This window comes from Pseudorhizobium flavum, assembly GCF_044142885.1.
Classification (GTDB): domain Bacteria; phylum Pseudomonadota; class Alphaproteobacteria; order Rhizobiales; family Rhizobiaceae; genus Neorhizobium; species Neorhizobium flavum.
Map to the genome: position 1 here is coordinate 334,314 of NZ_JBIOKZ010000002.1, position 20,711 is coordinate 355,024.

Sequence of the window (20,711 nt, forward strand, 5' to 3'; positions counted from 1 at the left end):
GAATGACAATCGGACTCCTCGGTTTCCAGACGACCATCGCAGCCCCCGTCACCATGACGGGTATCGGCGTGCATTCGGGCGCTCCGGTCACCATCACCTTCCAGCCTGCGGAGGCCGGTACCGGCATCATGTTCAGCCGCAGCCTGGATGATGGCAGTTCGGTGGAATACCGCGCGGTTTCGGCACAGCTCGGACCAACCGATCTCTGCACCGTGCTTGGCGGCTCGCCGGCGAAATGGGTTGCGACCATTGAGCATGTGATGGCTGCCCTTTATGCGCTGTCGATCGACAATGTCGTGGTCGAGGTGGATGCGGGCGAGATGCCGATCATGGACGGCAGCTCCTATCCGTTTATCGAGGCACTGGAGCAGGCCGGTATCGTCAATCTCGGCGCGAAGCGTCGCTACATTAGGGTGGTGAAGCCGGTACGGATCGATTCGGGCGCATCCTGGTCGGAGTTCCGCCCTTACGACGGCACACGTTTCGAAGTCGAGATCGACTTCTCCACGCCGCTGATCGGACGGCAGAGCTGGAAGGGCGACCTGACCGCCTCCTCCTTCAAGGAAGAACTTTCCCGCGCCCGTACCTTCGGGTTCATGCGCGATGTCGAGCGGCTGTGGGCTGCCGGTTATGCTCTCGGTTCCTCGCTAGAGAATTCCGTGGTGATCTCGGACGACGACACGATTGTCAATGTCGAGGGACTTCGCTACGAGGGTGACGAGTTCGTGCGCCACAAGACGCTCGATGCGGTCGGCGACCTCGCACTGGCGGGCGCGCAGTTCATCGGGTGCTACCGTTCCTATCGTGGCGGCCACAAGATGAACGCCAACGCCCTGAAGGCGCTGCTCAGCGACCCCACAGCCTATGAGATCGTCGAGGCACCGGTCCGCAGCACCCGCGTTCGCGCCGTCGAGTTCGTACCGGTCAAGGAACCAGAGGTCGCCGCCTGGTTTGCTTGATCCGTTCTTCCAGTCCAACTGGCCGCTCCTCGTGAGCGGCCTTTCTTTTTGACCTGACTTGCGGTTTTCGCGCCGGTCCTTCGTCCTTCCGGGCAGGGGACCTTGCCACAAAATTGCGTTAATGCGCCCGCATTGCGTTGCCCGGCGCCTGCTTGTAAGGCTAGAAGGCCAGTTGGCGCAGGGGCGCAATTGCGTGGGACGATCGGGAACTGTCGAATGACTTATGCGAGGTCTGTTGGAATGAAGAGAACGGCGAGGATAGCCTTCGTGTCCATGGCTCTGGCCTGCGCCGGCGTCGCGGTGAGCGCGTGCCAGTCCGACAAGGATATCGACATCACCAAGCTGGGCGTCGAAACCGATCCCCCGGAAGTTCTCTACAACCAGGGCCTGGCCAACATGAAGGCCGGCAACATCGCAGAAGCAAGCCGCAAGTTCGACTCCATCGACCGCCAGCATCCGTTCACGGACTGGGGCCGCAAGGCGCTCGTGATGAGCACGTTTGCCAAGTACCGGCTCGGGCGCAACGAAGATGCGATCGCCACCGGGAACCGTTACCTGAAGCAGTATCCGAACACCGAGGATTCGGCCTATGTCCAGTATCTGGTGGGCCTTTCCTACTCCAAGCAGATTGCCGACGTGACGCAGGATCAGCGCGCGGCCGCGCAGACCATCGACGCCATGTCCAAGGTCGTCAACGATTATCCCGATTCCGAATACGTCGAGGATGCGCAGGCCAAGATCCGCTTTGCGCGTGACCAGCTCGCCGGCAAGGAGATGCAGGTCGGCCGTTATTACCTGGAGCGGAAGGAATATCTGGCGGGGATCCAGCGTTTCCGCACCGTTGTCGAGCGCTATCCCACGACGAACCAGATCGAGGAAGCTCTCGCCCGTCTCGTCGAGTCCTACTATGCGATGGGGATCGTGGAGGAGGCGCAGACGGCGGCGGCCGTGCTCGGCCGAAACTACCCCGACAGCCAGTGGTATGCCGATTCCTACAAGCTGCTGCAGACGGGCGGTCTGGAACCGCGTGAGAACCGTGGCTCCTGGATTTCTCGCGCAGGGGCAAAGCTCATCGGGGCCTGATCGTGCTCGTCCAGCTTTCGATCCGAGATATCGTTCTGATCGAGCGGCTGGATCTTGCCTTCGAATCCGGCCTCTCCGTGCTGACGGGCGAAACCGGCGCAGGCAAGTCGATCCTGCTCGACAGCCTGTCGCTGGCTCTCGGTGGGCGCGGCGATGGCGGACTCGTCCGGCACGGCGAGGACAAGGGGCAGGTGAAGGCCGTCTTCGACGTGCCCGGGCAGCATCCCGTCCGACAGCTTCTCCGCGACAGCGGCATCGATGACGACGGCGATCTCATCTTTCGGCGGATCCAGAACGCCGATGGACGGACTCGCGCGTCAATCAACGACCAGCCGGTCAGTGTCCAACTGATGCGGCAGATCGGCCAGCTGCTGGTAGAGATCCATGGCCAGCACGACGACCGGGCGCTGACCGACACCAACACCCATCGCGACTTGCTCGATGCTTTTTCCGGACTGGCCGATGAGGTGAAGCAGGTCGGGGGGCTCTATCGCGCCTGGAAGGATGCCGAGCGCGCCTTCAAGGCGCATCGTGCCAAGGTCGAGGCGGCGGCGCGGGAGGCGGACTATATCCGTGCATCCGTCGAGGAGCTTGAAGTGCTAAGTCCCCGCGATGGCGAGGAAGAGGAACTGGCGGAGCAACGCTCGCAGATGCAGAAGGCCGAGCGCATCGCCGGCGACATCTCGGAAGCCTCCGAGTTCCTCAACGGCAATGCCTCGCCCGTGCCCTTGATCGCTTCCATGGTGCGGCGGTTGGAGCGCAAGAGCCACGAAGCGCCGGGCCTGCTGGAGGAAACCGTCGAACTGCTGGATGCTGCCCTGAACAGCCTCTCCAACGCCCAGATGGAGGTCGAGGCGGCGCTCAGAAAGACGGAGTTCGATCCCCGAGAACTGGAGCGCGTCGAGGAGCGACTGTTTGCGTTAAGGGCTGCGGGGCGAAAGTATTCCGTTGCCGTCGCGGACCTGCCAGCTCTTGCAGAGAAGATGGTTGCCGATCTTGCCGATCTCGATGCCGGTGAAGAGAAGCTCGGCCAGCTGGAAAAGCAGGCCGCCGCCGCGAAGGCTGCCTTCGATGCCGCGGCACTGACGCTGTCGGAGAAGCGCCGGCAGGGCGCCGAGACGCTTGCGAAAGCGGTGATGGACGAACTTCCCGCCCTCAAGTTGGAACGGGCCCGTTTCATGGTCGAGATGACGGCCGATCCGCAGGCAGCGACCGCGGAGGGCATCGACACCATCGAATTTCACGTCCAGACCAATCCGGGTACGCGTCCGGGTCCGATCATGAAAGTCGCGTCCGGCGGTGAACTTTCCCGCTTCCTGCTGGCGCTGAAGGTCGCGCTGGCGGATCGCGGTTCGGCCCCGACACTCGTCTTCGACGAGATTGATACCGGAGTGGGTGGTGCCGTCGCGGATGCGATCGGCCAGCGGCTGAAGCGGTTGTCGGCGACAGTGCAGGTGCTCTCGGTCACCCATGCGCCTCAGGTGGCAGCCCGTGCTGCCACGCATCTGCTCATCTCCAAAGGCCCCGCGGGCGAGGGCTCGGATAAGATCGCCACGCGGGTCGCGACCATGGAGCCGGAACACCGGGCCGAGGAGATCGCCCGGATGCTCGCCGGCGCCTCGGTTACCGACGAGGCCCGCGCGGCGGCCAGGAAGCTGATCGCCGGCGCGAACTGAACGCCTCTCTTCCCATCCTGCCGATTTGCACTAAAAAAGCGACTCCATCTCCGGAGTGACTTTGCATGGCTGACGCACGACCATCCGTTGACACGCTAACCGAAGAGCAGGCGGCAGCCGAACTCGCCTTCCTCGCCTCCGAGATCGCGCGCCACGACGAACTCTACCACAGCCATGATGCACCGGAGATCTCGGACGCGGAATATGATGCGCTGAAGCGGCGCAATGATGCGATCGAGAATCTGTTTCCCCAGCTTCGTCGGGCCGACAGCCCGTCGCTGAGGGTGGGGGCGGCGCCGCTCCCGACCTTCGCGCCCATCACCCATTCCCGGCCCATGCTGTCGCTCGACAACACGTTTTCCGACGAAGACGTGCGCGACTTCATCAACTCCGTCTACCGCTTCCTCGGCAAGCTCCCGGACAGTTCGATCGCTTTCACCGCCGAACCGAAGATCGACGGACTGTCCATGTCGATCCGCTATGAGAACGGCCGGCTCGCCAATGCCGCTACCCGTGGCGACGGCACGACAGGGGAAAACGTCACTGCCAACATCTTGACGATCAAGGAAATCCCGAACCAGCTTCCTGACGGCGTGCCATCCGTCGTGGAAGTGCGTGGCGAAGTATACATGACGAAGAGCGATTTCCTGGCGCTCAACGAGAGGATGGCGGCCGAGGGTAAGCAAACCTACGTCAACCCACGGAACACAGCTGCCGGGTCGCTGCGCCAGCTCGATGCGAAAGTGACCGCGAGCCGCAACCTTCGCTTCTTCGCTTATGCCTGGGGTGAGATCTCCGAGATGCCGGCCGACACCCAAATGGGAATGGTTGAGAAGTTCCGGGAATGGGGCTTTCCCGTCAATCCGCTGATGAAGCGGCTGAACTCCGTCGAGGACATCATCGCTCACTACACGGAGATCGGTCTGAAGCGGCCCGACCTCGACTACGAGATCGACGGCGTCGTCTACAAGGTGGACAGGCTCGACCTGCAGCAGCGGCTTGGCTTCCGCTCGCGGAGCCCACGCTGGGCGACGGCGCACAAGTTCCCGGCGGAGCAGGCGTTCACCCGGGTGGAGCGGATCGACATCCAGGTCGGACGTACCGGAGCGCTGACACCGGTCGCACGCCTGACGCCTGTGACCGTCGGCGGCGTCGTCGTCACAAATGCCACGCTGCACAACGAGGACTACATCAAGGGCATCGGCAATTCCGGCGAGCGCATCCGCGAGGACGCGCACGACATCCGCATTGGCGATACCGTGATCGTGCAGCGGGCAGGGGACGTCATCCCGCAGGTCCTCGATGTCGTGATGGAAAAGCGGTCAGCGGATGCCGTCCCTTACGAGTTTCCGAGGAAATGCCCGGTCTGCGGCAGCCACGCGGTGCGGGAGAAGAACGAAAAGACCGGCAAGCTCGATTCCGTCACTCGTTGCACCGGTGGCTTCGTCTGCCGCGCACAGGCCACCGAACATCTGAAGCACTTCGTGTCACGCAATGCCTTCGACATCGAGGGGTTGGGCTCCAAGCAGATCGACTTCTTCTTCGAGGCGGACGATCCGGCGCTTTCGATCAAGACCGCTCCGGATATATTCACATTGAGGAGGCGGCAGGAGGCGTCGCCACTCACGAAGCTCGAGAACCTCGAGGGCTTCGGAAGGGTGAGCGTCCGCAAGCTCTTCGACGCCATCGATGAGCGGCGATCCATTGCGCTCCACCGCTTCATCTATGCACTCGGAATCCGTCATGTGGGGGAGACAACCGCAAAGCTGCTGGCGCGCTCCTACGGGACCTATGACGCCTTCTCCGAGGCGATGCAGGAGGCGGCCGATCTGACGGGAGAGGCCTGGGAGAACCTGAACAATATCGAGGGCATTGGCGAAGTGGTGGCGCGGGCGATGGTCGAGTTCTTCAAGGAGCCGCGCAATCGGGACGTGATAGGCCGGCTGCTGCAGGAGGTGACGCCTCAGGCCGCCGAACAGGTTTCCACCGCGGATAGTCCCGTCGCCGGCAAGACGGTGGTCTTCACCGGCAGTCTGGAGAAGTTCACGCGAGACGAAGCCAAGGCGCGCGCTGAAAGCCTCGGCGCCAAGGTTGCCGGTTCGGTTTCCAAGAAGACCGATTACGTCGTCGCAGGGCCGGGCGCCGGCTCCAAGCTCGACAAGGCGAGGGAGCTCGGTGTGGAGGTCATGGACGAGGATGAGTGGCTCGCGCTGATCGGCGGGTAATCCGCTTCTTTGCCGAATCAGCGTCGCTTGCGCTAAGGCTTGGGCAGCAGAATTAGGGCTGACCTTGAAAACCATCGCCATCGACTTTGAAACCGCCAACGAAACGCGCGGCAGTGCCTGCTCCGTCGGGCTCGCCTGGATCGAGGATGGCGAGGTCGTTCGCGTCGAGGAGCGGCTGATCCGCCCGCAGGACATGCGCTTTTCCTCTTTCAACGTCGCCATCCACGGCATCCGCCCCGAGCATGTCGAGGACGCTCCGGAGTTTCCGGAGGTGATGGAAGAGTTCGAGGAGGATTTTCGCGGCGCGACGATGATTGCGCACAATGCGGCCTTCGATTTCAGTGTCTGGCGCGCCTGCCTCGATCTCTATCGCCGCGGCTATCCGGAACTCTCCTATGTCTGTAGCGTGAAGATGTCCCAGAAGGTCTGGCCGCATCTCGGCTCCCACCGGCTCAACGTGCTGGCGGCTCATCTCGGGTTGAAGTTCGCGCACCACAATGCCGCCGAGGATGCACATGTCTGCGCACGTGCGGCGATCGCAATCGGAAACTCGCTGGGTGTGTCCCACATCCGCGATATTCCGGCATTGATCGGCATGAAGGTCGGCCGCCTCTTTGACGGTGGTTATGCGCCCTGCACCTGCCGGCTGAAGTAGATCGGCCGCTTCCGCTTGTAACCTGCGCCGTTACGCTTATCTGTGATCACGGATGGTTTACCGGAGTGCCAGATGATGAAACGAACTGCCTTGCTTGTCTCTGCTGCGGCACTCGCCGCTGGTCTGTTTGCGGCAGCCGCCTCTGCCGAAGTGGTCGGCAAGGTCGGTGTCGACTGGATCGGCAACGACATCATCGTCGAGGCAGTCGCTGATCCGGAAGTGAAGGGCGTTACCTGCCATGTCACCTATTTCGACCGCTCGATCATCGACCGGCTGAAGCAGGGCAACTGGTTCGAGGATCCCTCCAACAGCTCGATCGCCTGCCGCCAGACCGGGCCGATCGAGATCGGCGATATCGACCTTTCGCGCGGAGGAGAAGAGGTCTTCCGCCAGGGCCGTTCGCTGATCTGGAAGGACCTTCTGGTCAAGCGCATCTACGACAAGACGAACGATACCCTGGTCTACCTCGCGCATTCGCGGCAGGTTATCGAAGGCTCGGCCAAGATGGCGATCTCCACCGTGCCGCTTTACGGACAGGAAGTGAACTGGACCCAGGGAAAACCCTAGTCGCTCACGCGATTGCTGCGGCCGCGGCGCGTCCTGCGACGCGGCCTGAAAACAGACAGCCGCCGAGGAAGGTGCCTTCGAGCGCGCGGTAGCCATGCATGCCTCCGCCGCCGAAGCCCGCCGCTTCGCCCACGGCATAAAGGCCTGGCACCGGCTGTCCGTCATTGCCGAGAACGCGTGCCGAAAGGTCCGTTTCGAGCCCGCCCAGCGTCTTGCGGGTCAGGATGTTGAGCTTCACGGCGATGAGCGGGCCATGAGCGGGATCGAGGATTCGATGCGGCCGCGCCGTGCGTATCAGCTTGTCGCCCATTGACCGCCGGGCGTTGTGGATGCCGATCACCTGCAAGTCCTTCCCGTAGGGATTGGTCACCTGAAGGTCGCGCGCCACGATCTGCCGCTCTATCCCATCCAGCTTGAGCAGATCATTGCCGGCGACGCGGTTCATGCCGTGCACCAGTTCGTCGAGACTGTTCGCAACGACGAAATCCTCGCCTTTCTCCTTGAACGCCTCGACCGGCCCCGTCGCACGACGGCCGACGGCGCGACGGGCTGTCAGCCCCCAGTCGCGGCCAGTCAGATCGGGATTCTGTTCTGAACCTGAGAGGGCAAACTCTTTGCGGATGATCGACTGGTTCAGGATGAACCAGGAGTAGTCGTAGCCCGTGGAGAGAATGTGCTGCAGTGTCCCCAGCGTATCGTAGCCGGGGAAAAAGGGTGCCGGCAGCCGCTCGCCTGTGGCGTCAAGCCATATGGAGGAGGGGCCGGGCAGGATGCGGATACCGTGGTTCTGCCAGACAGGGTTCCAGTTGCGCAGGCCTTCTGTGTAGTGCCACATGCGGTCGCGGTTGATGATGCGCCCGCCGGCCGACTCCGTTATCGCCAGCATGCGCCCGTCGACATGCTTCGGCACGCCGGATACCATGAACTTCGGCGCCGGACCGAGGCGGGCAGGCCAGTTCCTGCGCACGAGGTCTTGGTCGCCGCCGATCCCGCCGGACGCGACGATCACGGCCTGTGCGGGAAGGTCGAAATCGCCCAAAGCTGTTCGAGAACTTTCTGCTCCACGCGGTGCCGTGCTGGGTTCGAGGATCGTCCCGGCGATGCCCGTCACTGCGCCGTCGGTCAGGATCAGTCGGTCGACCCGATGCCGCCATAGGAAGCGGATCCTGCCATTCTCCTCTGCCTCGCGAGCACGCTTCTCGAAGGGTTCGACGACGCCGGGCCCTGCTCCCCAGGTGATGTGAAAGCGCGGCACGGAATTGCCGTGGGAGGTAGCCGACCAACCCCCGCGCTCCGCCCAACCGACGACGGGAAAGAGGCGGTGGCCCAGGGCCCGCAACCACTCCCGCTTCTCGCCTGCGGCAAAGGCGAGATAGGCTTCGGCCCAAGCACGGGGCCAGTAGTCTTCGGGACGGTCGAAGCCGGCGGATCCGAGCCAGTCCTCGCGCGCGAGCTCGTAACTGTCACGGATACCCATGCGGCGCTGTTCGGGGGAATCGACTAGGAACAGACCGCCCAGCGACCAGAAGGCCTGGGCTCCGAGATTCTGCTCAGGCTCCTGGTCGACAATGGTCACGGAACGGCCGGCATTAGCCAGTTCCGTCGCAGCCACCAGTCCCGCCAGGCCGGCGCCCACGACGATCACTTCCGATTGGGCCCGGCTCATCGATCCTCCTGTCAGGATGCTATCGCATACTCGTGCATCCATCTCCCTAGGCCATAGAGGCATCGCGATATCCGCAAAGTCAACCTCGGGCCGGAACGAGGAAAGAGCCCGCGTCGGCGGGCTCTTTCGTGCTTCGTCCTTTATGAGGCGGCTTACTTCACGTAGACGATCTTGCCGCCGTTGGCTGCCGTGTCGATCGCCTGGACATTGTCCAGGTCGATGCTGTTCTCCTGGAGCTCGGCCATGATGGCGGCATCAGCCTGCGCTTCGGCACGAGCCTGAGCAGTCACGTCCGCGCTCGGATTGCGGAACATATCCGGGATCTGTGTCGTAGCATCGTCGCTGTCCGAGTTTTCCGTGATGCGGACGATGCGAACGTCATCGCTCATGGTCGTTGCGCTTGTGGAGCCGGTGGTGGTCTGCGCGAATGCGATCCCGCCGAGCGAAGCGGTGGAAAGGGCTGCGGCGAGAGCGAGTGTAACGGCGTTTTTCATTTTTATTCTCCCTAGTGGATTTCCGATCGACCAGCCTTGGCTTAGCCGAACAATTCGCTGTCCCTTGGGACACTAGGGCAACACTGGGAGGCCGAGATCGTTCCAGACGAGTCGGGCAAACCCGTCACGGGCAGATAACGAAAGCGTCATCTCCGGGTTGCAGATTACCGGAGATGAGCCGTGGGATCAGGCAGCTTCGCGGGTCAGTTCGTCGGCGATCACCGTGTCGAGGTTGAGGAAGCAGACCATCGTCTTCTCCAGGGCAACGATGCCGCGGCAGAAGGCGCGCTGGGCTTCCGGAATGATTTCCGGTGCCGGCTGCAGGTCTTCGGAGCGGATGGTCATCATATCCGAGACCTGCTCGACGAGAAGACCGACCAGCTTACCCGCGATGTCAGTCACGATGATCGCGGAGCGTTCGGATGGCTCGGTCATCTTCATGCCGAGGCGGCAGGCCATGTCGATCACGGGAATGACGGCGCCGCGCAGGTTGATGAGGCCCAGCACATAAGGGGGCGTATGTGGCATCGGCGTAACCGGCGCCCAGCCGCGGATTTCGCGGATCGCCATGATGTCGATGCAGAATTCCTGATCTCCAAGATGGAAGGAGACGATTTCGAGATAGGCTCCCGATTGCTTGATGGCGTTGCTCATTCTTTTCTCCCACCTGCCAATGGGCTCGCGACTTATGCCGCGGACGCTGCCATTCAGGCTGCCATGGATTGTCTGGATATCGATGCGGAGATCGAGAATGACCTCGATGACATCATGTCGGCATGGCTCGCCTGCGTCCCGTTCGAGTAGCCGCGGGACACTGTTGGAATCCACCTTCGCGCCGCAAGCATGCCCGTCAATCATTAAGCTTCTGCTAAAACCGTGCGGCCTTCAGGCCCCTTCCAGCGCAGATAGATTTTGAGTAAGATCGCCGTATGGACATGGTCTCTCCCGCATCGCATCGCCTGCCTCTCTACGCGCTGACCATACTGGTTGGTGTCGCGGTCAGTGGCGCGGCGTTCTACGGCTGGATGCGTTACGGGTCGGATATGTTGATAACCCTCAGCGAGAACGGCCTTTCTGGTTGTCTCTGAGCCTCTCCCTGTTTGAGACAAATCAGCGCGCACGGTGACGCGATCCGCTATTGATTTGCGAGCGCGAGGCCTTTCGCCTATCGAGGGTGGGCTTTGCCGCAGATGGCATGAAGAGAGAAAGACATGAAAACGCTGCGCATCATCCTCTGGGCCGCCGTGATCCTGCTTGGCGGCGTCCTCGCATGGCTGACATTCGAGGTGACACGAAGCAAGGAGCAGATTGCCGAAGGTCCCTTTGGCGTGCCGTTCCAGCTTGTGGCTCAGGATGGACAGCCGATCACCGAAGAAGCCTTCCGTAAGAAGCCGACTGCCCTTTTCTTCGGCTTCACCCACTGCCCGGAGGTCTGCCCGACCACGCTCTATGAACTGAACGGCTGGATGCACCAGGTCGACCCCGATGGTACCAAACTCGCCGGTTACTTCGTCACGGTCGATCCGGAGCGCGACCCGCCCGAAATGCTCGGCCAGTACATATCAAACGTGACAGACCGCATCATCGGAATCTCCGGCCCGCCGGAAAAGGTCATCGAAATGGCAAAGGGCTTCAAGGTGTACTTCAAGAAGGTGCCTCTCGACGAGAAGGATCCGACCGGCGACTACACGATGGACCATACGGCCTCAGTCTTCCTTCTTGATGAGGAGGGCCGCTTCGTCGGGACCATCTCCTACGGGGAAAACTCCGATACGGCCGTGAAGAAACTCGAAAACCTGATCAGCGGCTGATCGAGCGCATTGCAGTTGAAGGGGCGGTACCTTTGTGGCATCCGTCCCGCATCCGCAACCATCCGAAAGCGCAATCTTGAACGAGATCCGCCTCTACGTCAGCACCACCGAAAAGGATGCCGAGCGCATCCTCGACATTTTCACGGATATCTTCGGCGAGGAGGACTACGCGCTCGGGACCACCGAGGTCGACGAGAAGCGGGATCTCTGGGAAGCCTCGGTCTACCTGATGGCGGACGAGGAGGAAGAGGTCCGGCAGCGCATGTCGGACGGTCTCGCGCCAGCCTTCCCGCAAGCCCTGATCGAGAGGGAGGTAATCCCCGATGTCGACTGGATCGCGAGATCGCTCGAGGGGCTGAAGCCGGTTCGGGCAGGGGGCTTTCTGGTTCACGGCTCGCATGATCGCGACAAGGTCCGTCCCAACGATATATCGATCGAGATTGATGCCGGCCAAGCCTTCGGGACCGGGCACCATGGGACGACCGCCGGCTGCCTGGAGATGATCGATGCGGTCGCCCGGGCCCGCCCGATTCGCAACGCGCTCGATCTCGGTACCGGCAGCGGCGTACTCGCGATCGGCCTTAGGAAGATCCGCAACATCCCCATTCTTGCCACTGATATCGACCCGGTCGCGGTTCGGGTGGCTCAGGAGAATGTCCGGCGCAACGGCATCGTGTCCGGACTGCGGCTTGTGACGGCGCCGGGCTTTCATTCGCCCGCCTTCAGGCAAGAGGGACCTTTCGACCTGATCATCGCCAATATTCTCGCCCGGCCGCTGATGCGCATGGCGCCGCAACTTGCAGCCAACCTCGCATCCGGTGGATCGGTGATCCTGTCAGGGATTCTGGCCGAGCAGCGCTGGAAGGTTCTTGCCGCCTATAACGGCGTTCGTCTTCGGCATGTGCACACGCTCTGGCGCAATGGCTGGGTAACGATCCACCTGCGGCAGGGGCGATAGTTGTTGCGATGCAGCATTGCGCGTGCTGCAGGAGTCGATCCGGAGAAAGAGGGATAAGAAAAAGGCGGCGCCATATGGCACCGCCTTCGCGATCAGGTTGTTCCTGATCTAGCCCGCGAGCCGGGGAGGAGCGGCTCTAGCGGGTTGGTCCGTATTCCGAAGGCCTGGCGGGGGAGGGAGGAGGAAAGGCCGCCAGGGTTTTAAATCAGAATACGAAACCGGATCCGCCCTTGCGGCGGAGTTCTTCGCGGCTGGTTCCCATGCCCTTCAGGGTCTGGTCGTCCAGGTTCATGAGAACGTTGTTGACGTAGCGGCTGGCCTGACGCTCGCGCGCTGCGACCACGCGTTCGAAGGCAGTGCGGAAGATTGAGTTGGCCATCTTATAGATCCTTTCATCGCGGGCGCTGTTCATTGCCCGTTCGATGAGTGGAATATAGTCCGGATTGTGCGGTGCAGTGAGGGGCTTCCCATCAACGGTGTTATGCGCTGGGCGCATGGCATGCGCGATCGGCGTCCACATGTAGTTAGCAGATGCACAATAGATCGGCGGCAGTTCACCCGCCCTGGCGGTGCGAGCTGCGCCCCGCTAGTATCGCGTACCCTTTGAATCACTCCTCCCGGAAAGTTTTCATGTTCCAGTCCTTCGACAGCAGGTCCACTCCCCGGTTCGGCCGTGAGCGCGTGAGCGCCTTGCGCAGCCATTTCGACGGCTTTGGGATTGACGGGTTTCTGGTGCCTCGCGCGGACGAATACCAGGGTGAGTACGTGCCGGCGTCGGCCGAGCGGCTTTCCTGGCTCACCGGTTTTACCGGGTCGGCCGGTGTCGCACTCGTGACGCGTTTGCAGGCGGTGATCTTTGTCGACGGCCGTTATATCACGCAGCTTAAGGAGCAGGTGGACGGCAGCGTCTTTTCCGGCGGCGACCTGGTCAACGAGCCTCCGCATCTCTGGCTGAAGGCAAATGCCGCTAGAGGCTTCCGTCTCGGTGTGGACCCGTGGCTGCACACGGCCGCGGAAGTCCGCAAGCTGCGCAAGGCGCTTGAGGAGATCGGCGGGTCGCTGGTCTTCGTTCCGTCCAACCCGCTCGACGCGATCTGGACGGACCGTCCCGCCGAACCCCTGGGTGCGGTGATGATCCAGAGGCATGAACATGCTGGCACGCTTGCAGCCGAAAAGATCCCCATGATTGCCGCGCAGGTGAAGGAGAAGGGGGCCGCTGCCGTCATCATCACGGATCCTTCTTCGGTCGCGTGGCTCTTCAACATCCGCGGAAGCGACGTGCCACATACCCCTCATCCCTTGGCGCGGGCCATCGTGCCGGTAGAGGGCAAGCCGCTGCTCTTCCTCGACGAGCGCAAGACCGGTATCGAGGCCCGCGCCTACCTTGCCCAACTCGCCGAACAACTGCCGCCCGCGGACTTTCCTGCCCGGCTCGAGGATTGGGCGCAGCGCGGACCGATCATGCTCGATGCCGATCTCGCTCCGCTCGTCCTCAGCATCGCGATCGAGAAGGCTGGCGGAAGCGTCGTAGAGGCAACCGATCCTGCGCGCTTGCCGCGTGCCTGCAAGAACGCTGCCGAACTGGAAGGCTCGGCGAAGGCGCATCTCCAGGACGGGGCCGCCGTCGTCGAGTTCCTTTGCTGGCTCGACGGGCAGCAACCGGGCCGGGTGACCGAGATCGAGACGGTCCGGGCGCTGGAGGCTGCCCGCGTGAAGGTGGGCGATCAGATGCAGAACCCGCTGAAGGACATTTCTTTCGATACCATCTCTGGTGCAGGGCCGGACGCCGCGGTCATTCATTACCGGGTGACGACGGAGACGGACAGACCGTTGAACGAGGGCGAACTCTTCCTGATCGATTCCGGCGCCCAATATATCAACGGCACCACCGACATCACCCGGACTGTGGCGATCGGCGATGTTCCGGAAGACCGCAAGCGCTTCTTCACCCTTGTACTGAAGGGGATGATCGCGGTCAGCATCGCGCGGTTCCCGAAAGGCACGCGCGGCTGCGATCTCGATCCGCTTGCGCGGATCGCCTTGTGGAAGGCCGGCGGCGATTATGCCCACGGGACCGGCCACGGCGTTGGCTCCTATCTGTCCGTGCACGAGGGGCCGCAGCGGATCGCCCGGCTGTCGACGCAGGAGCTCCTGCCCGGGATGATCCTCTCGAACGAGCCCGGCTACTATCGTCCCGGCGATTTCGGCATCCGTATCGAGAACCTGATCTATGTGAAGGAAGCGACGGAGATCGAGGGCGGCGATATCCCGATGCTGTCGTTCGAGACGCTCACATGGTGCCCGATCGATCGCCGGCTTGTCCTGGCGGAGCTTCTGACGGCGGAGGAGCGTGACTGGCTGAACGGCTATCACGCCGCGACGCGCGAGAAGCTCATGTCGCTAATCGAGGACGAAAAGGTCCGCCAGTGGCTGGTGCAGGCAACCGAGCCGGTGTGATTACCGGCTCCGTCGGGTTCTAGAGGCCGAGGAACTGGCGGCAGATCATGACCGCCGCCCAGCCCACGCCGAGCATCAGCAGTCCGGGGCGGACCAGCGCGACGAGCAGCGCTGCGACCATGGCGATCTTCACGTCCCAGCCGCCGGAGAAGAAGGCGGGGGCGACGAGCGTCGTCAGCACGGCGGCAGGGACCGCATTCAAGGCGGCTTCCATACGGGGTGGGATCGTCTTCATCCGCGTGATCAGGACGTAGCCGCCGATGCGGGTGAGATAAGTCGCCACGGCTGCGCTAAGGATCAGCAGCACTGTGCCGGTGTCGAGCGTTCCTTCCATCGTCAGGCCTCTCCACCTTCTGGCGACGCCACTTCTGCAACCGGTGCGGGCAGCGGCAGTAGGGTCGCGACGATGATGCCGGCGGCGGCGCCAAGGCTGACATGCCAGGGAGAGCCGACGAGATGGTAGGCCGCAACCGATCCGAGCGCGCTTGCTAGCACGATGGGCGCAAATCCGGGCCGGCGCCGGAACGCGAGGACCATGCCAAGGAAATAGACTGGCAGCAGGATGTCGATGCCGATGGAAGCCGGGTCGCCGATCATGCGTCCGAAGAAGGCGCCGAGCATGGTGGCCACGCTCCAGCTGAGATAGACCACAACCCCGAAGCCGATGTACCACGAAAAGCTTACGCCCTGGCCGCTTTCGCCACGCCGCACACCTTCGGCGAAGGCCGGATCGATCAGCATGAAGAAGGCGAGCGCCTTCTGGGGCAGGGAGTAGTGGCCGATATATTTCGCCATCGCTGCGGAATACAGGATATGGCGAAAGTTGACGGCGAAGACGGACAGTACCACCAGCCACGGCTCGACACGCTGGCCGAAAAGCTCGATCCCCACCAGCTGGCTGGCTCCGGCATAGACGGTGGCACTCATCAGAAGGGTCTCGAGGAAGCTCAGGCCGTTGTCGACCGCGACCGCTCCGAACAGGGCACCGAAGGGCGCCGAGGACAGGGCAACGATAACGCCGCCCCGCAGGCCTTCTCTGAAATCACTGCGGTTCATGGGGATTCCTTCTTCCCACTCCCTTAGGCGAGAGGGAATGCCCGGCGCAATTCAATAGCGCTGATGCATCGATCGATTCTGGTGAAGTCCCGGCGAAGAGTTGGTGCTCGCCGTGGTGGTCAGTCCTTGAGAATCTGGCGGCTCCTGACGACGCCGACGCCCTTCTGCCGCATCTCCTCGATCGCGGCTTTCACGCCCTTTGGATCGATTCCGCGGCTGGCATCCTCGATGAAGCATATCTGGACGCCGGGCAGCATCTCGACGGCGTCGAGTGCCGAGAACTTGACGCAGTAATCCGTCGCAAGGCCGCAGATGTCGAGCTCGTTGATCTGCTGGGCGCGGAGATAGCCAGCGAGGCCGGTGACGGCTGCCTTGTCGTTGTCGCGGAAGGCGGAATAGCTGTCGATCGCGGGATTTTCGCCCTTCTGCTGAATATAGTCGATGTCGTGGATCTTGAGGTCGGGATGGAACTCCGCGTCGCTGGTGCCCTGGACGCAGTGGTCGGGCCACAGCATTTGCGGCCGGCCGCAGAGTTCGCCCATGTCGAAGGGTCTTTTGCCGGGATGTTGTGACGCGAAGCTGCCGTGGTCTTCAGGATGCCAGTCCTGCGAGGCGACGATGACGTCGTACCCGCCTTCCTCGATCAGGCGGTTGGCCACCGGGACGATCTTCTCGCCGTCGGGGACAGGCAGGTTTCCGCCAGGGCAGAAGCCGTTCTGGATATCGACCAGCAGCAGGGCCTTCATGGTGGTTCCTCCTTCTCTGTCTTTGACTGATTAAATACCGAGCAGTGGCAGTCGAACAACCCTTGAAGGCGTCAGGCCGAACGAAAGTCGGGAGGGCGCTCGGGGCCTTGCATGAAAACCGGCGACCTAAAAGCGCCTTCCAACCGTTTGTGCCAATAGAGAAACGCGCTTTGCGTGTCGGATGCCGGCGGCGGAAACATTATCCGCAGCCGGCGCACCCGCCAGAAGAGGGTTTCTCGTCCGAAAGGGCAGCCTGGGCTAAGACTCTGGCAAATTCCGGAGTATTGCCATGTCCATTGCCAGTTCATCTCTATCGCCCGATGTCGATACGGCTTCGCCAATAGGTGTCCCAGGACTTGCCGCTCTTGTCGCGCTTGTCGCCGGCACCGTCGCGCTGGGCTACACCTACGGTGCCGCTCATGGAGCGCTCTTCCTGATCGGCGGCGCACTCGGGATCACCCTCTATCATGCCGCTTTCGGCTTTACCTCTGCCTGGCGCGTCTTCATCGCCGAAGGCCGGGGCCGGGGTCTTCGCGTGCAGATGATCCTGCTTGCGCTCACCGTCGTCCTCTTCTTCCCCTTCCTTGCATCCGGCACGCTGTTCGGCAACGAGGTTCGCGGCTTCGTATCGCCTGCCGGAACCGGGGTCATCATCGGCGCCTTCATGTTCGGCATCGGCATGCAGCTCGGTGGCGGTTGCGCCTCGGGTACGCTGTTCACCGCCGGCGGCGGCAATGCGCGGATGCTTGTCACGCTGTTCTTCTTCATCGTCGGCTCGCTACTGGCGACCATCCACTTCGAGTGGTGGACGAGCCTGCCCTCGCTGCCGCCGACGACGTTGGTGAGCCTCGGTCCGGTGCCGGGCATCCTCCTCTCATTAGCGATCTTTGGCGCCATCGCTGCCGTGACGGTCGCGGTCGAAAAGAAGCGCCACGGCGGGCTGGAAAAGCCTGAAGCAGCGCCGCGCGAAGGCTTCGCCCGCTACCTGCGTGGACCATGGCCGCTGGTTGCCGGTGCGATTGCGCTTGCCGTTCTGAACTTCGCGACCCTGGCGCTCGCGGGTCGTCCCTGGGGCATCACCTCGGCCTTTGCGCTGTGGGGTGCCAAGGGCGCGCAGCTGATCGGCATCGAGCCGGCCTTCTGGGGATATTGGCAAGCACCGGCCAATGCCAAGGCTCTCTCCGAGAGCGTCTTCGCCGACGTGACCTCAGTCATGGACTTTGGCCTGATCGCCGGCGCCATGCTCGCGGCAGCACTTGCCGGTCGTTTCGCGCCGAACTTCAGGATACCGCTGCGCTCGGTTCTGGCGGCGGTCGTCGGAGGGCTTCTGCTCGGCTACGGCGCCCGCATTGCCTATGGCTGCAATATCGGCGCCTATTTCTCCGGCATCGCGTCCGGCAGCCTGCACGGCTATATCTGGGCGATCGCGGCCTTCGCCGGCAATGTGCTGGGCGTCAAGTTGCGCCCCTGGTTCTTCATGGAACGTGCCACCGTCCGCCGCATCGACGGCTGACCCAAAGCATCGGTCCGCACCGCTGATTGGTGCGGGCTATGTGGTGCGTAAATGCCGCTTTTCAAGCGCCTGCCACCGCATCGCCGCATTCCTGCTAAATTTCCGGCAGGTTTTCCCCTTAGTGCCGAAAGCATCAAATCAGGGGCGGGGCGTAAAGATATTGGTTACCATATATTGTCATTCTCTAATCCAGTCGCCGGACGGCATGACGGCTTCGGGCCGCCGTTCAACGCAGATGGACATGGTCGCAGTTGCGGCTTTGGCAGAATGATCGGGTAACGAGTATCATGGCGCTAGAGATCGAGGCATTCGGCACCGCAACTCCCTCCACACCGGTTTCAAGGGGCCCTCGGCGTCTCTCGCGCATTGCCTTTGCGGGGCGGATGGCTCTTGCCACCGTGGCGCTGGGCGGCGTCTGGACGTTCGCCGCGACCACCACCGTCAGCAGCTTCGCACCCTCTTTCTCCGCGCCGGCGAAGCCTGAATTCTCGCTCGCCCTGTCGCTGAAACCCGTTGTCGACGCCGTCGCCGACGAGGTGGAGCAGGTGGAGCGCGCTGCGCTGAGGATCAGCAAGTTCGAGCGCCTCTACCGACAGCCTGCGGCGCCCAAGGCGTCGCGGCTTGAGGGCGCGCAGCTTGCTGCCGTCCTCTCGCGGCGTCCCGCGAGCGACGCTGTGGTCGGCTCGCTCGGCGCCGCCTTCGCATCGGCCGCCGAGGACGCCAAGTTCGAGGAACTCGCGGCGATCCGGCCGGAGACCGACATCGTCAAGCAGATGCTGGACGAGGCGATGAACCAGATGGTTGCGCTCGCGCCGCGTGTCGAGATGTCCGATGCGGCAATCGTCACCGCGTCCATTCCCTCCGACGTAACGGAGGATGAGAGTCTCTCTGACGAAAGCGCCGTCGAGACCGCGGCGATCGAGGCGGAAGAGGCGGGACGCACCACCGAACTGGCCGCCCTCATGGATGACACGCTGCCGATCCAGGGGCCGCTGCCGACCTCGCGTCCCGAGACGGCCGCCAAGGCACTCGAAGCGCTGGCTGCGGCGAAGCTCGCGAAGCCGGGCCGGGCTCCCGCCGAGGACGCAGGCGAGCCGGCTTCCACCGTGCTTGCCTATGCGAAACCCGAAAACCCGATGAAGTCGCTGCCCAAGGTGACGCCGATCCCCGATCCGGGCACGAAGAAGGTAGCAATCTACGACATCACCAATGGCGTGGTGCACATGCCGAACGGCACCAAGCTCGAGGCGCATTCCGGCATCGGCAAGATGCGCGACAACCCCAAGTTCACTCATGTTAAGATGAAGGGCCCGACGCCCCCCGGTACCTACAAGCTCTCCATGCGCGAGAAGCCTTTCCATGGCGTCGCGGCGATCCGCCTGACTTCCGTGGACGGCAAGCACCCGCAGAACCGTACCGGGCTCCTGGCGCACACCTACCTGCTGCGCTCCGCTCCCGGCGATTCGCATGGCTGCGTCGCCTTCAAGCACTACGACAAGTTCCTGGCGGCCTTCCGCCGCGGCGAGATCACCCATATGGTCATCGTGCCGGAATATAACGGTCGCCTGCCGGGCAAGAACCAGAACCTGCTGGTTAAGCTGTTCGGTGGCAACGGCGCCTAACCGAGCAAGTCCCTGGCCGTGCGCATGAAGATTCGGGCGCCGAGCGGGATCAGGTCATCGGGATAGTCATAGTCCGGATTGTGCAGGGCAGGGTGCTTCTCGCCGGCGCCGAGATAGAACATTGCCGATTTCGAGACAGTGCCGAACAGGCCGAAGTCCTCCGAGGCCCGCAGCGCCTCGCCCGGCTCATGGGTGACACCTTCCGCATCCAGAGACGCCCTCAGGATCGTCACGGCTTCCGGCTGATTGTCGCAATGGCGGAAGATCTCGTGGTAGCTTGTATCGAGCGCCAACCCGTCCCTCTCCGCCGCCTCCCGCGCCAGTCCTTCTGCCGCATCCACCAATGCCTGCATCTGGTCGTTCGTGGTCGTGCGCAGCGTTACCCAGAGTTCCGCATAGGCTGGTGCAATGCCGAAGGCCGGTTCTCCCAGATGCACATGGCCCACCGTGGCAAGGACGAAGTCGCCACCGGCGACCGAGCCGCCGCTCAGATCCGTCAATGCCGGCATCAGCGATGCGATCGCTCGCATCGGCGAGCTACCCGTTTCCGGTGCGGATGCATGCGCCGTCTTGCCCGTCAGGGCGATCTTCAACCCGCGCGAGGCGCAGTTGGCGATGCCTTCCTTCAGCCAGACATGGCCGAGCGGCAGCCCCGGCAGGTTGTGCAGCGCGAAAGAGTAATCAGGCCGGATCTCCGCGAATCGCTCGTCAGCGATCACCGCCGCGGCACCGGCGCCGGTTTCTTCGGCCGGCTGGAACATCAGCACGACGCGGCCGCGCCTGGGGCGCTGCTTTGCAAATCCCCGCGCCAATGCTGCGACCGTCGCAGTGTGCCCGTCATGGCCGCACATATGGCCCTTGCCGGGCAGGCGCGAGCGGTGCGGCAGATCGCAGATCTCCTCGATGGGCAGGGCGTCGAGTTCGCAGCGAAAGAGCACGGTCGGTCCGCCTTCGTCGCCCTCGAAGACCGCTGCGACGCCCGTGCCGCCCAGTCCCGAAATCACCTTGTCCGGCGCCGTCTCGGCGAGGAAGGCCTGTACCTCCGCCGCCGTCGCCACTTCGTCGCCGGAGACTTCCGGCATGGCATGCAGCTTTCGCCGCCAGGCGGTGAGTTCGACGACGTCGTGATTGGTGAGAAACATGCCAGGCCTCCTCCTATGCTCCACGAGACCTATCCGCCGTTCCGATCGAGCGCAACGGGTCGCCGAGCAGAGCGGTGCGGA

19 protein-coding genes are annotated in these 20,711 nt (G+C 63.0%); 11 read left to right on the forward strand and 8 right to left on the reverse strand.

The features are described 5' to 3' along the window. Nucleotides 1-2: 2 nt before the first annotated feature. The 6 genes from lpxC to ACEPP2_RS05125 all read left to right on the forward strand — a co-directional run bounded on the left by lpxC (nt 3) and on the right by ACEPP2_RS05125 (nt 7,165). Nucleotides 3-959, forward strand: a complete 957-nt coding sequence (gene lpxC, locus ACEPP2_RS05100; protein WP_281976864.1) for a UDP-3-O-acyl-N-acetylglucosamine deacetylase — start codon at nt 3-5, stop codon at nt 957-959. Nucleotides 960-1,175: 216 nt separating this feature from the next. Next, nucleotides 1,176-2,042: an outer membrane protein assembly factor BamD gene (locus ACEPP2_RS05105; protein WP_172973582.1), complete on the forward strand. Its 867-nt coding sequence runs from the start codon at nt 1,176-1,178 to the stop codon at nt 2,040-2,042. Between the two features lie 2 nt (nt 2,043-2,044). Further along, nucleotides 2,045-3,718 carry a DNA repair protein RecN gene (gene recN, locus ACEPP2_RS05110; RefSeq protein ID WP_395515985.1) on the forward strand — a complete coding sequence of 558 codons (1,674 nt, stop codon included), beginning with the start codon at nt 2,045-2,047 and terminating at the stop codon, nt 3,716-3,718. Nucleotides 3,719-3,783: 65 nt separating this feature from the next. Further along, nucleotides 3,784-5,943, forward strand: coding sequence for an NAD-dependent DNA ligase LigA (gene ligA, locus ACEPP2_RS05115; protein ID WP_395515986.1), 2,160 nt, complete (start codon nt 3,784-3,786; stop codon nt 5,941-5,943). A 64-nt stretch (nt 5,944-6,007) separates the two neighbouring features. Further along, nucleotides 6,008-6,598 (forward strand): 3'-5' exonuclease, encoded by a 591-nt coding sequence (locus ACEPP2_RS05120; RefSeq protein ID WP_395515987.1) that lies wholly within the window; start codon nt 6,008-6,010, stop codon nt 6,596-6,598. Between the two features lie 75 nt (nt 6,599-6,673). Continuing rightward, on the forward strand, nt 6,674-7,165 hold the full coding sequence (locus ACEPP2_RS05125) for a CreA family protein (protein WP_152341908.1): 492 nt from the start codon (nt 6,674-6,676) through the stop codon (nt 7,163-7,165). Between the two features lie 4 nt (nt 7,166-7,169). On the opposite strand, the gene ACEPP2_RS05130 is transcribed toward ACEPP2_RS05125, so the two are convergent. The 3 genes from ACEPP2_RS05130 to ACEPP2_RS05140 all read right to left on the reverse strand — a co-directional run bounded on the left by ACEPP2_RS05130 (nt 7,170) and on the right by ACEPP2_RS05140 (nt 9,979). After that, a complete protein-coding gene (locus ACEPP2_RS05130; RefSeq protein WP_395515988.1) occupies nt 7,170-8,831 on the reverse strand; it encodes an FAD-binding dehydrogenase in 1,662 nt (553 codons plus the stop codon). A 152-nt stretch (nt 8,832-8,983) separates the two neighbouring features. After that, a complete protein-coding gene (locus ACEPP2_RS05135) occupies nt 8,984-9,325 on the reverse strand; it encodes a hypothetical protein (protein ID WP_077546606.1) in 342 nt (113 codons plus the stop codon). Nucleotides 9,326-9,511: 186 nt separating this feature from the next. Further along, nucleotides 9,512-9,979, reverse strand: a complete 468-nt coding sequence (locus ACEPP2_RS05140; protein ID WP_052638696.1) for a chemotaxis protein CheW — start codon at nt 9,977-9,979, stop codon at nt 9,512-9,514. A 557-nt stretch (nt 9,980-10,536) separates the two neighbouring features. Between ACEPP2_RS05140 and ACEPP2_RS05145 the strand changes: the two genes are divergently transcribed. Beyond that, nucleotides 10,537-11,136 carry an SCO family protein gene (locus tag ACEPP2_RS05145; RefSeq protein WP_395515989.1) on the forward strand — a complete coding sequence of 200 codons (600 nt, stop codon included), beginning with the start codon at nt 10,537-10,539 and terminating at the stop codon, nt 11,134-11,136. Nucleotides 11,137-11,212: 76 nt separating this feature from the next. Continuing rightward, the gene (locus ACEPP2_RS05150) at nt 11,213-12,094 is read left to right on the forward strand and encodes a 50S ribosomal protein L11 methyltransferase (protein ID WP_395515990.1); all 882 of its coding nucleotides are present in this window, start codon (nt 11,213-11,215) and stop codon (nt 12,092-12,094) included. Between the two features lie 205 nt (nt 12,095-12,299). On the opposite strand, the gene ACEPP2_RS05155 is transcribed toward ACEPP2_RS05150, so the two are convergent. Then, nucleotides 12,300-12,473, reverse strand: coding sequence for a hypothetical protein (locus tag ACEPP2_RS05155; RefSeq protein WP_052642038.1), 174 nt, complete (start codon nt 12,471-12,473; stop codon nt 12,300-12,302). A gap of 251 nt (nt 12,474-12,724) precedes the next feature. On the opposite strand from ACEPP2_RS05155, the gene ACEPP2_RS05160 reads away from it, so the two are divergent. After that, a complete protein-coding gene (locus ACEPP2_RS05160) occupies nt 12,725-14,551 on the forward strand; it encodes an aminopeptidase P family protein (protein WP_395515991.1) in 1,827 nt (608 codons plus the stop codon). Nucleotides 14,552-14,570: 19 nt separating this feature from the next. Here the strand turns inward: ACEPP2_RS05160 and ACEPP2_RS05165 are convergent, their stop codons facing one another. The 3 genes from ACEPP2_RS05165 to pncA all read right to left on the reverse strand — a co-directional run bounded on the left by ACEPP2_RS05165 (nt 14,571) and on the right by pncA (nt 16,353). Beyond that, a complete protein-coding gene (locus tag ACEPP2_RS05165) occupies nt 14,571-14,885 on the reverse strand; it encodes an AzlD family protein (RefSeq protein WP_152339927.1) in 315 nt (104 codons plus the stop codon). A 2-nt stretch (nt 14,886-14,887) separates the two neighbouring features. Next, the gene (locus tag ACEPP2_RS05170) at nt 14,888-15,607 is read right to left on the reverse strand and encodes an AzlC family ABC transporter permease (RefSeq protein ID WP_395515992.1); all 720 of its coding nucleotides are present in this window, start codon (nt 15,605-15,607) and stop codon (nt 14,888-14,890) included. 119 nt (nt 15,608-15,726) lie between these two features. Then, nucleotides 15,727-16,353, reverse strand: coding sequence for a bifunctional nicotinamidase/pyrazinamidase (gene pncA / locus ACEPP2_RS05175; RefSeq protein ID WP_395515993.1), 627 nt, complete (start codon nt 16,351-16,353; stop codon nt 15,727-15,729). 289 nt (nt 16,354-16,642) lie between these two features. Between pncA and ACEPP2_RS05180 the strand changes: the two genes are divergently transcribed. Together ACEPP2_RS05180 and ACEPP2_RS05185 are read left to right on the forward strand one after the other, a co-directional pair. After that, nucleotides 16,643-17,866 (forward strand): YeeE/YedE family protein, encoded by a 1,224-nt coding sequence (locus tag ACEPP2_RS05180; RefSeq protein ID WP_395515994.1) that lies wholly within the window; start codon nt 16,643-16,645, stop codon nt 17,864-17,866. Nucleotides 17,867-18,153: 287 nt separating this feature from the next. Continuing rightward, the gene (locus ACEPP2_RS05185; protein ID WP_395515995.1) at nt 18,154-19,488 is read left to right on the forward strand and encodes a DUF2778 domain-containing protein; all 1,335 of its coding nucleotides are present in this window, start codon (nt 18,154-18,156) and stop codon (nt 19,486-19,488) included. On the opposite strand, the gene ACEPP2_RS05190 is transcribed toward ACEPP2_RS05185, so the two are convergent. Then, a complete protein-coding gene (locus tag ACEPP2_RS05190) occupies nt 19,485-20,630 on the reverse strand; it encodes an amidohydrolase (protein ID WP_395515996.1) in 1,146 nt (381 codons plus the stop codon). The genes ACEPP2_RS05185 and ACEPP2_RS05190 overlap by 4 nt on opposite strands. Nucleotides 20,631-20,711 lie beyond the last annotated feature (81 nt).

What these genes read in the sequence shown, in the direction of transcription:
- ACEPP2_RS05180 (WP_395515994.1), top strand. Translation starts at nt 16,643, where the DNA reads ATGTCCATTGCCAGTTCATCTCTATCGCCCGATGTCGATACGGCTTCG.
- ACEPP2_RS05185 (WP_395515995.1), top strand. Translation starts at nt 18,154, where the DNA reads ATGGCGCTAGAGATCGAGGCATTCGGCACCGCAACTCCCTCCACACCG.
- ACEPP2_RS05160 (WP_395515991.1), top strand. Translation starts at nt 12,725, where the DNA reads ATGTTCCAGTCCTTCGACAGCAGGTCCACTCCCCGGTTCGGCCGTGAG.
- pncA (WP_395515993.1), bottom strand. Translation starts at nt 16,353, where the DNA reads ATGAAGGCCCTGCTGCTGGTCGATATCCAGAACGGCTTCTGCCCTGGC.
- ACEPP2_RS05140 (WP_052638696.1), bottom strand. Translation starts at nt 9,979, where the DNA reads ATGAGCAACGCCATCAAGCAATCGGGAGCCTATCTCGAAATCGTCTCC.
- ACEPP2_RS05170 (WP_395515992.1), bottom strand. Translation starts at nt 15,607, where the DNA reads ATGAACCGCAGTGATTTCAGAGAAGGCCTGCGGGGCGGCGTTATCGTT.
- ACEPP2_RS05105 (WP_172973582.1), top strand. Translation starts at nt 1,176, where the DNA reads ATGACTTATGCGAGGTCTGTTGGAATGAAGAGAACGGCGAGGATAGCC.
- ACEPP2_RS05165 (WP_152339927.1), bottom strand. Translation starts at nt 14,885, where the DNA reads ATGGAAGGAACGCTCGACACCGGCACAGTGCTGCTGATCCTTAGCGCA.
- ACEPP2_RS05190 (WP_395515996.1), bottom strand. Translation starts at nt 20,630, where the DNA reads ATGTTTCTCACCAATCACGACGTCGTCGAACTCACCGCCTGGCGGCGA.
- ACEPP2_RS05155 (WP_052642038.1), bottom strand. Translation starts at nt 12,473, where the DNA reads ATGGCCAACTCAATCTTCCGCACTGCCTTCGAACGCGTGGTCGCAGCG.
- ligA (WP_395515986.1), top strand. Translation starts at nt 3,784, where the DNA reads ATGGCTGACGCACGACCATCCGTTGACACGCTAACCGAAGAGCAGGCG.
- ACEPP2_RS05135 (WP_077546606.1), bottom strand. Translation starts at nt 9,325, where the DNA reads ATGAAAAACGCCGTTACACTCGCTCTCGCCGCAGCCCTTTCCACCGCT.
- ACEPP2_RS05130 (WP_395515988.1), bottom strand. Translation starts at nt 8,831, where the DNA reads ATGAGCCGGGCCCAATCGGAAGTGATCGTCGTGGGCGCCGGCCTGGCG.
- ACEPP2_RS05125 (WP_152341908.1), top strand. Translation starts at nt 6,674, where the DNA reads ATGAAACGAACTGCCTTGCTTGTCTCTGCTGCGGCACTCGCCGCTGGT.
- lpxC (WP_281976864.1), top strand. Translation starts at nt 3, where the DNA reads ATGACAATCGGACTCCTCGGTTTCCAGACGACCATCGCAGCCCCCGTC.
- ACEPP2_RS05145 (WP_395515989.1), top strand. Translation starts at nt 10,537, where the DNA reads ATGAAAACGCTGCGCATCATCCTCTGGGCCGCCGTGATCCTGCTTGGC.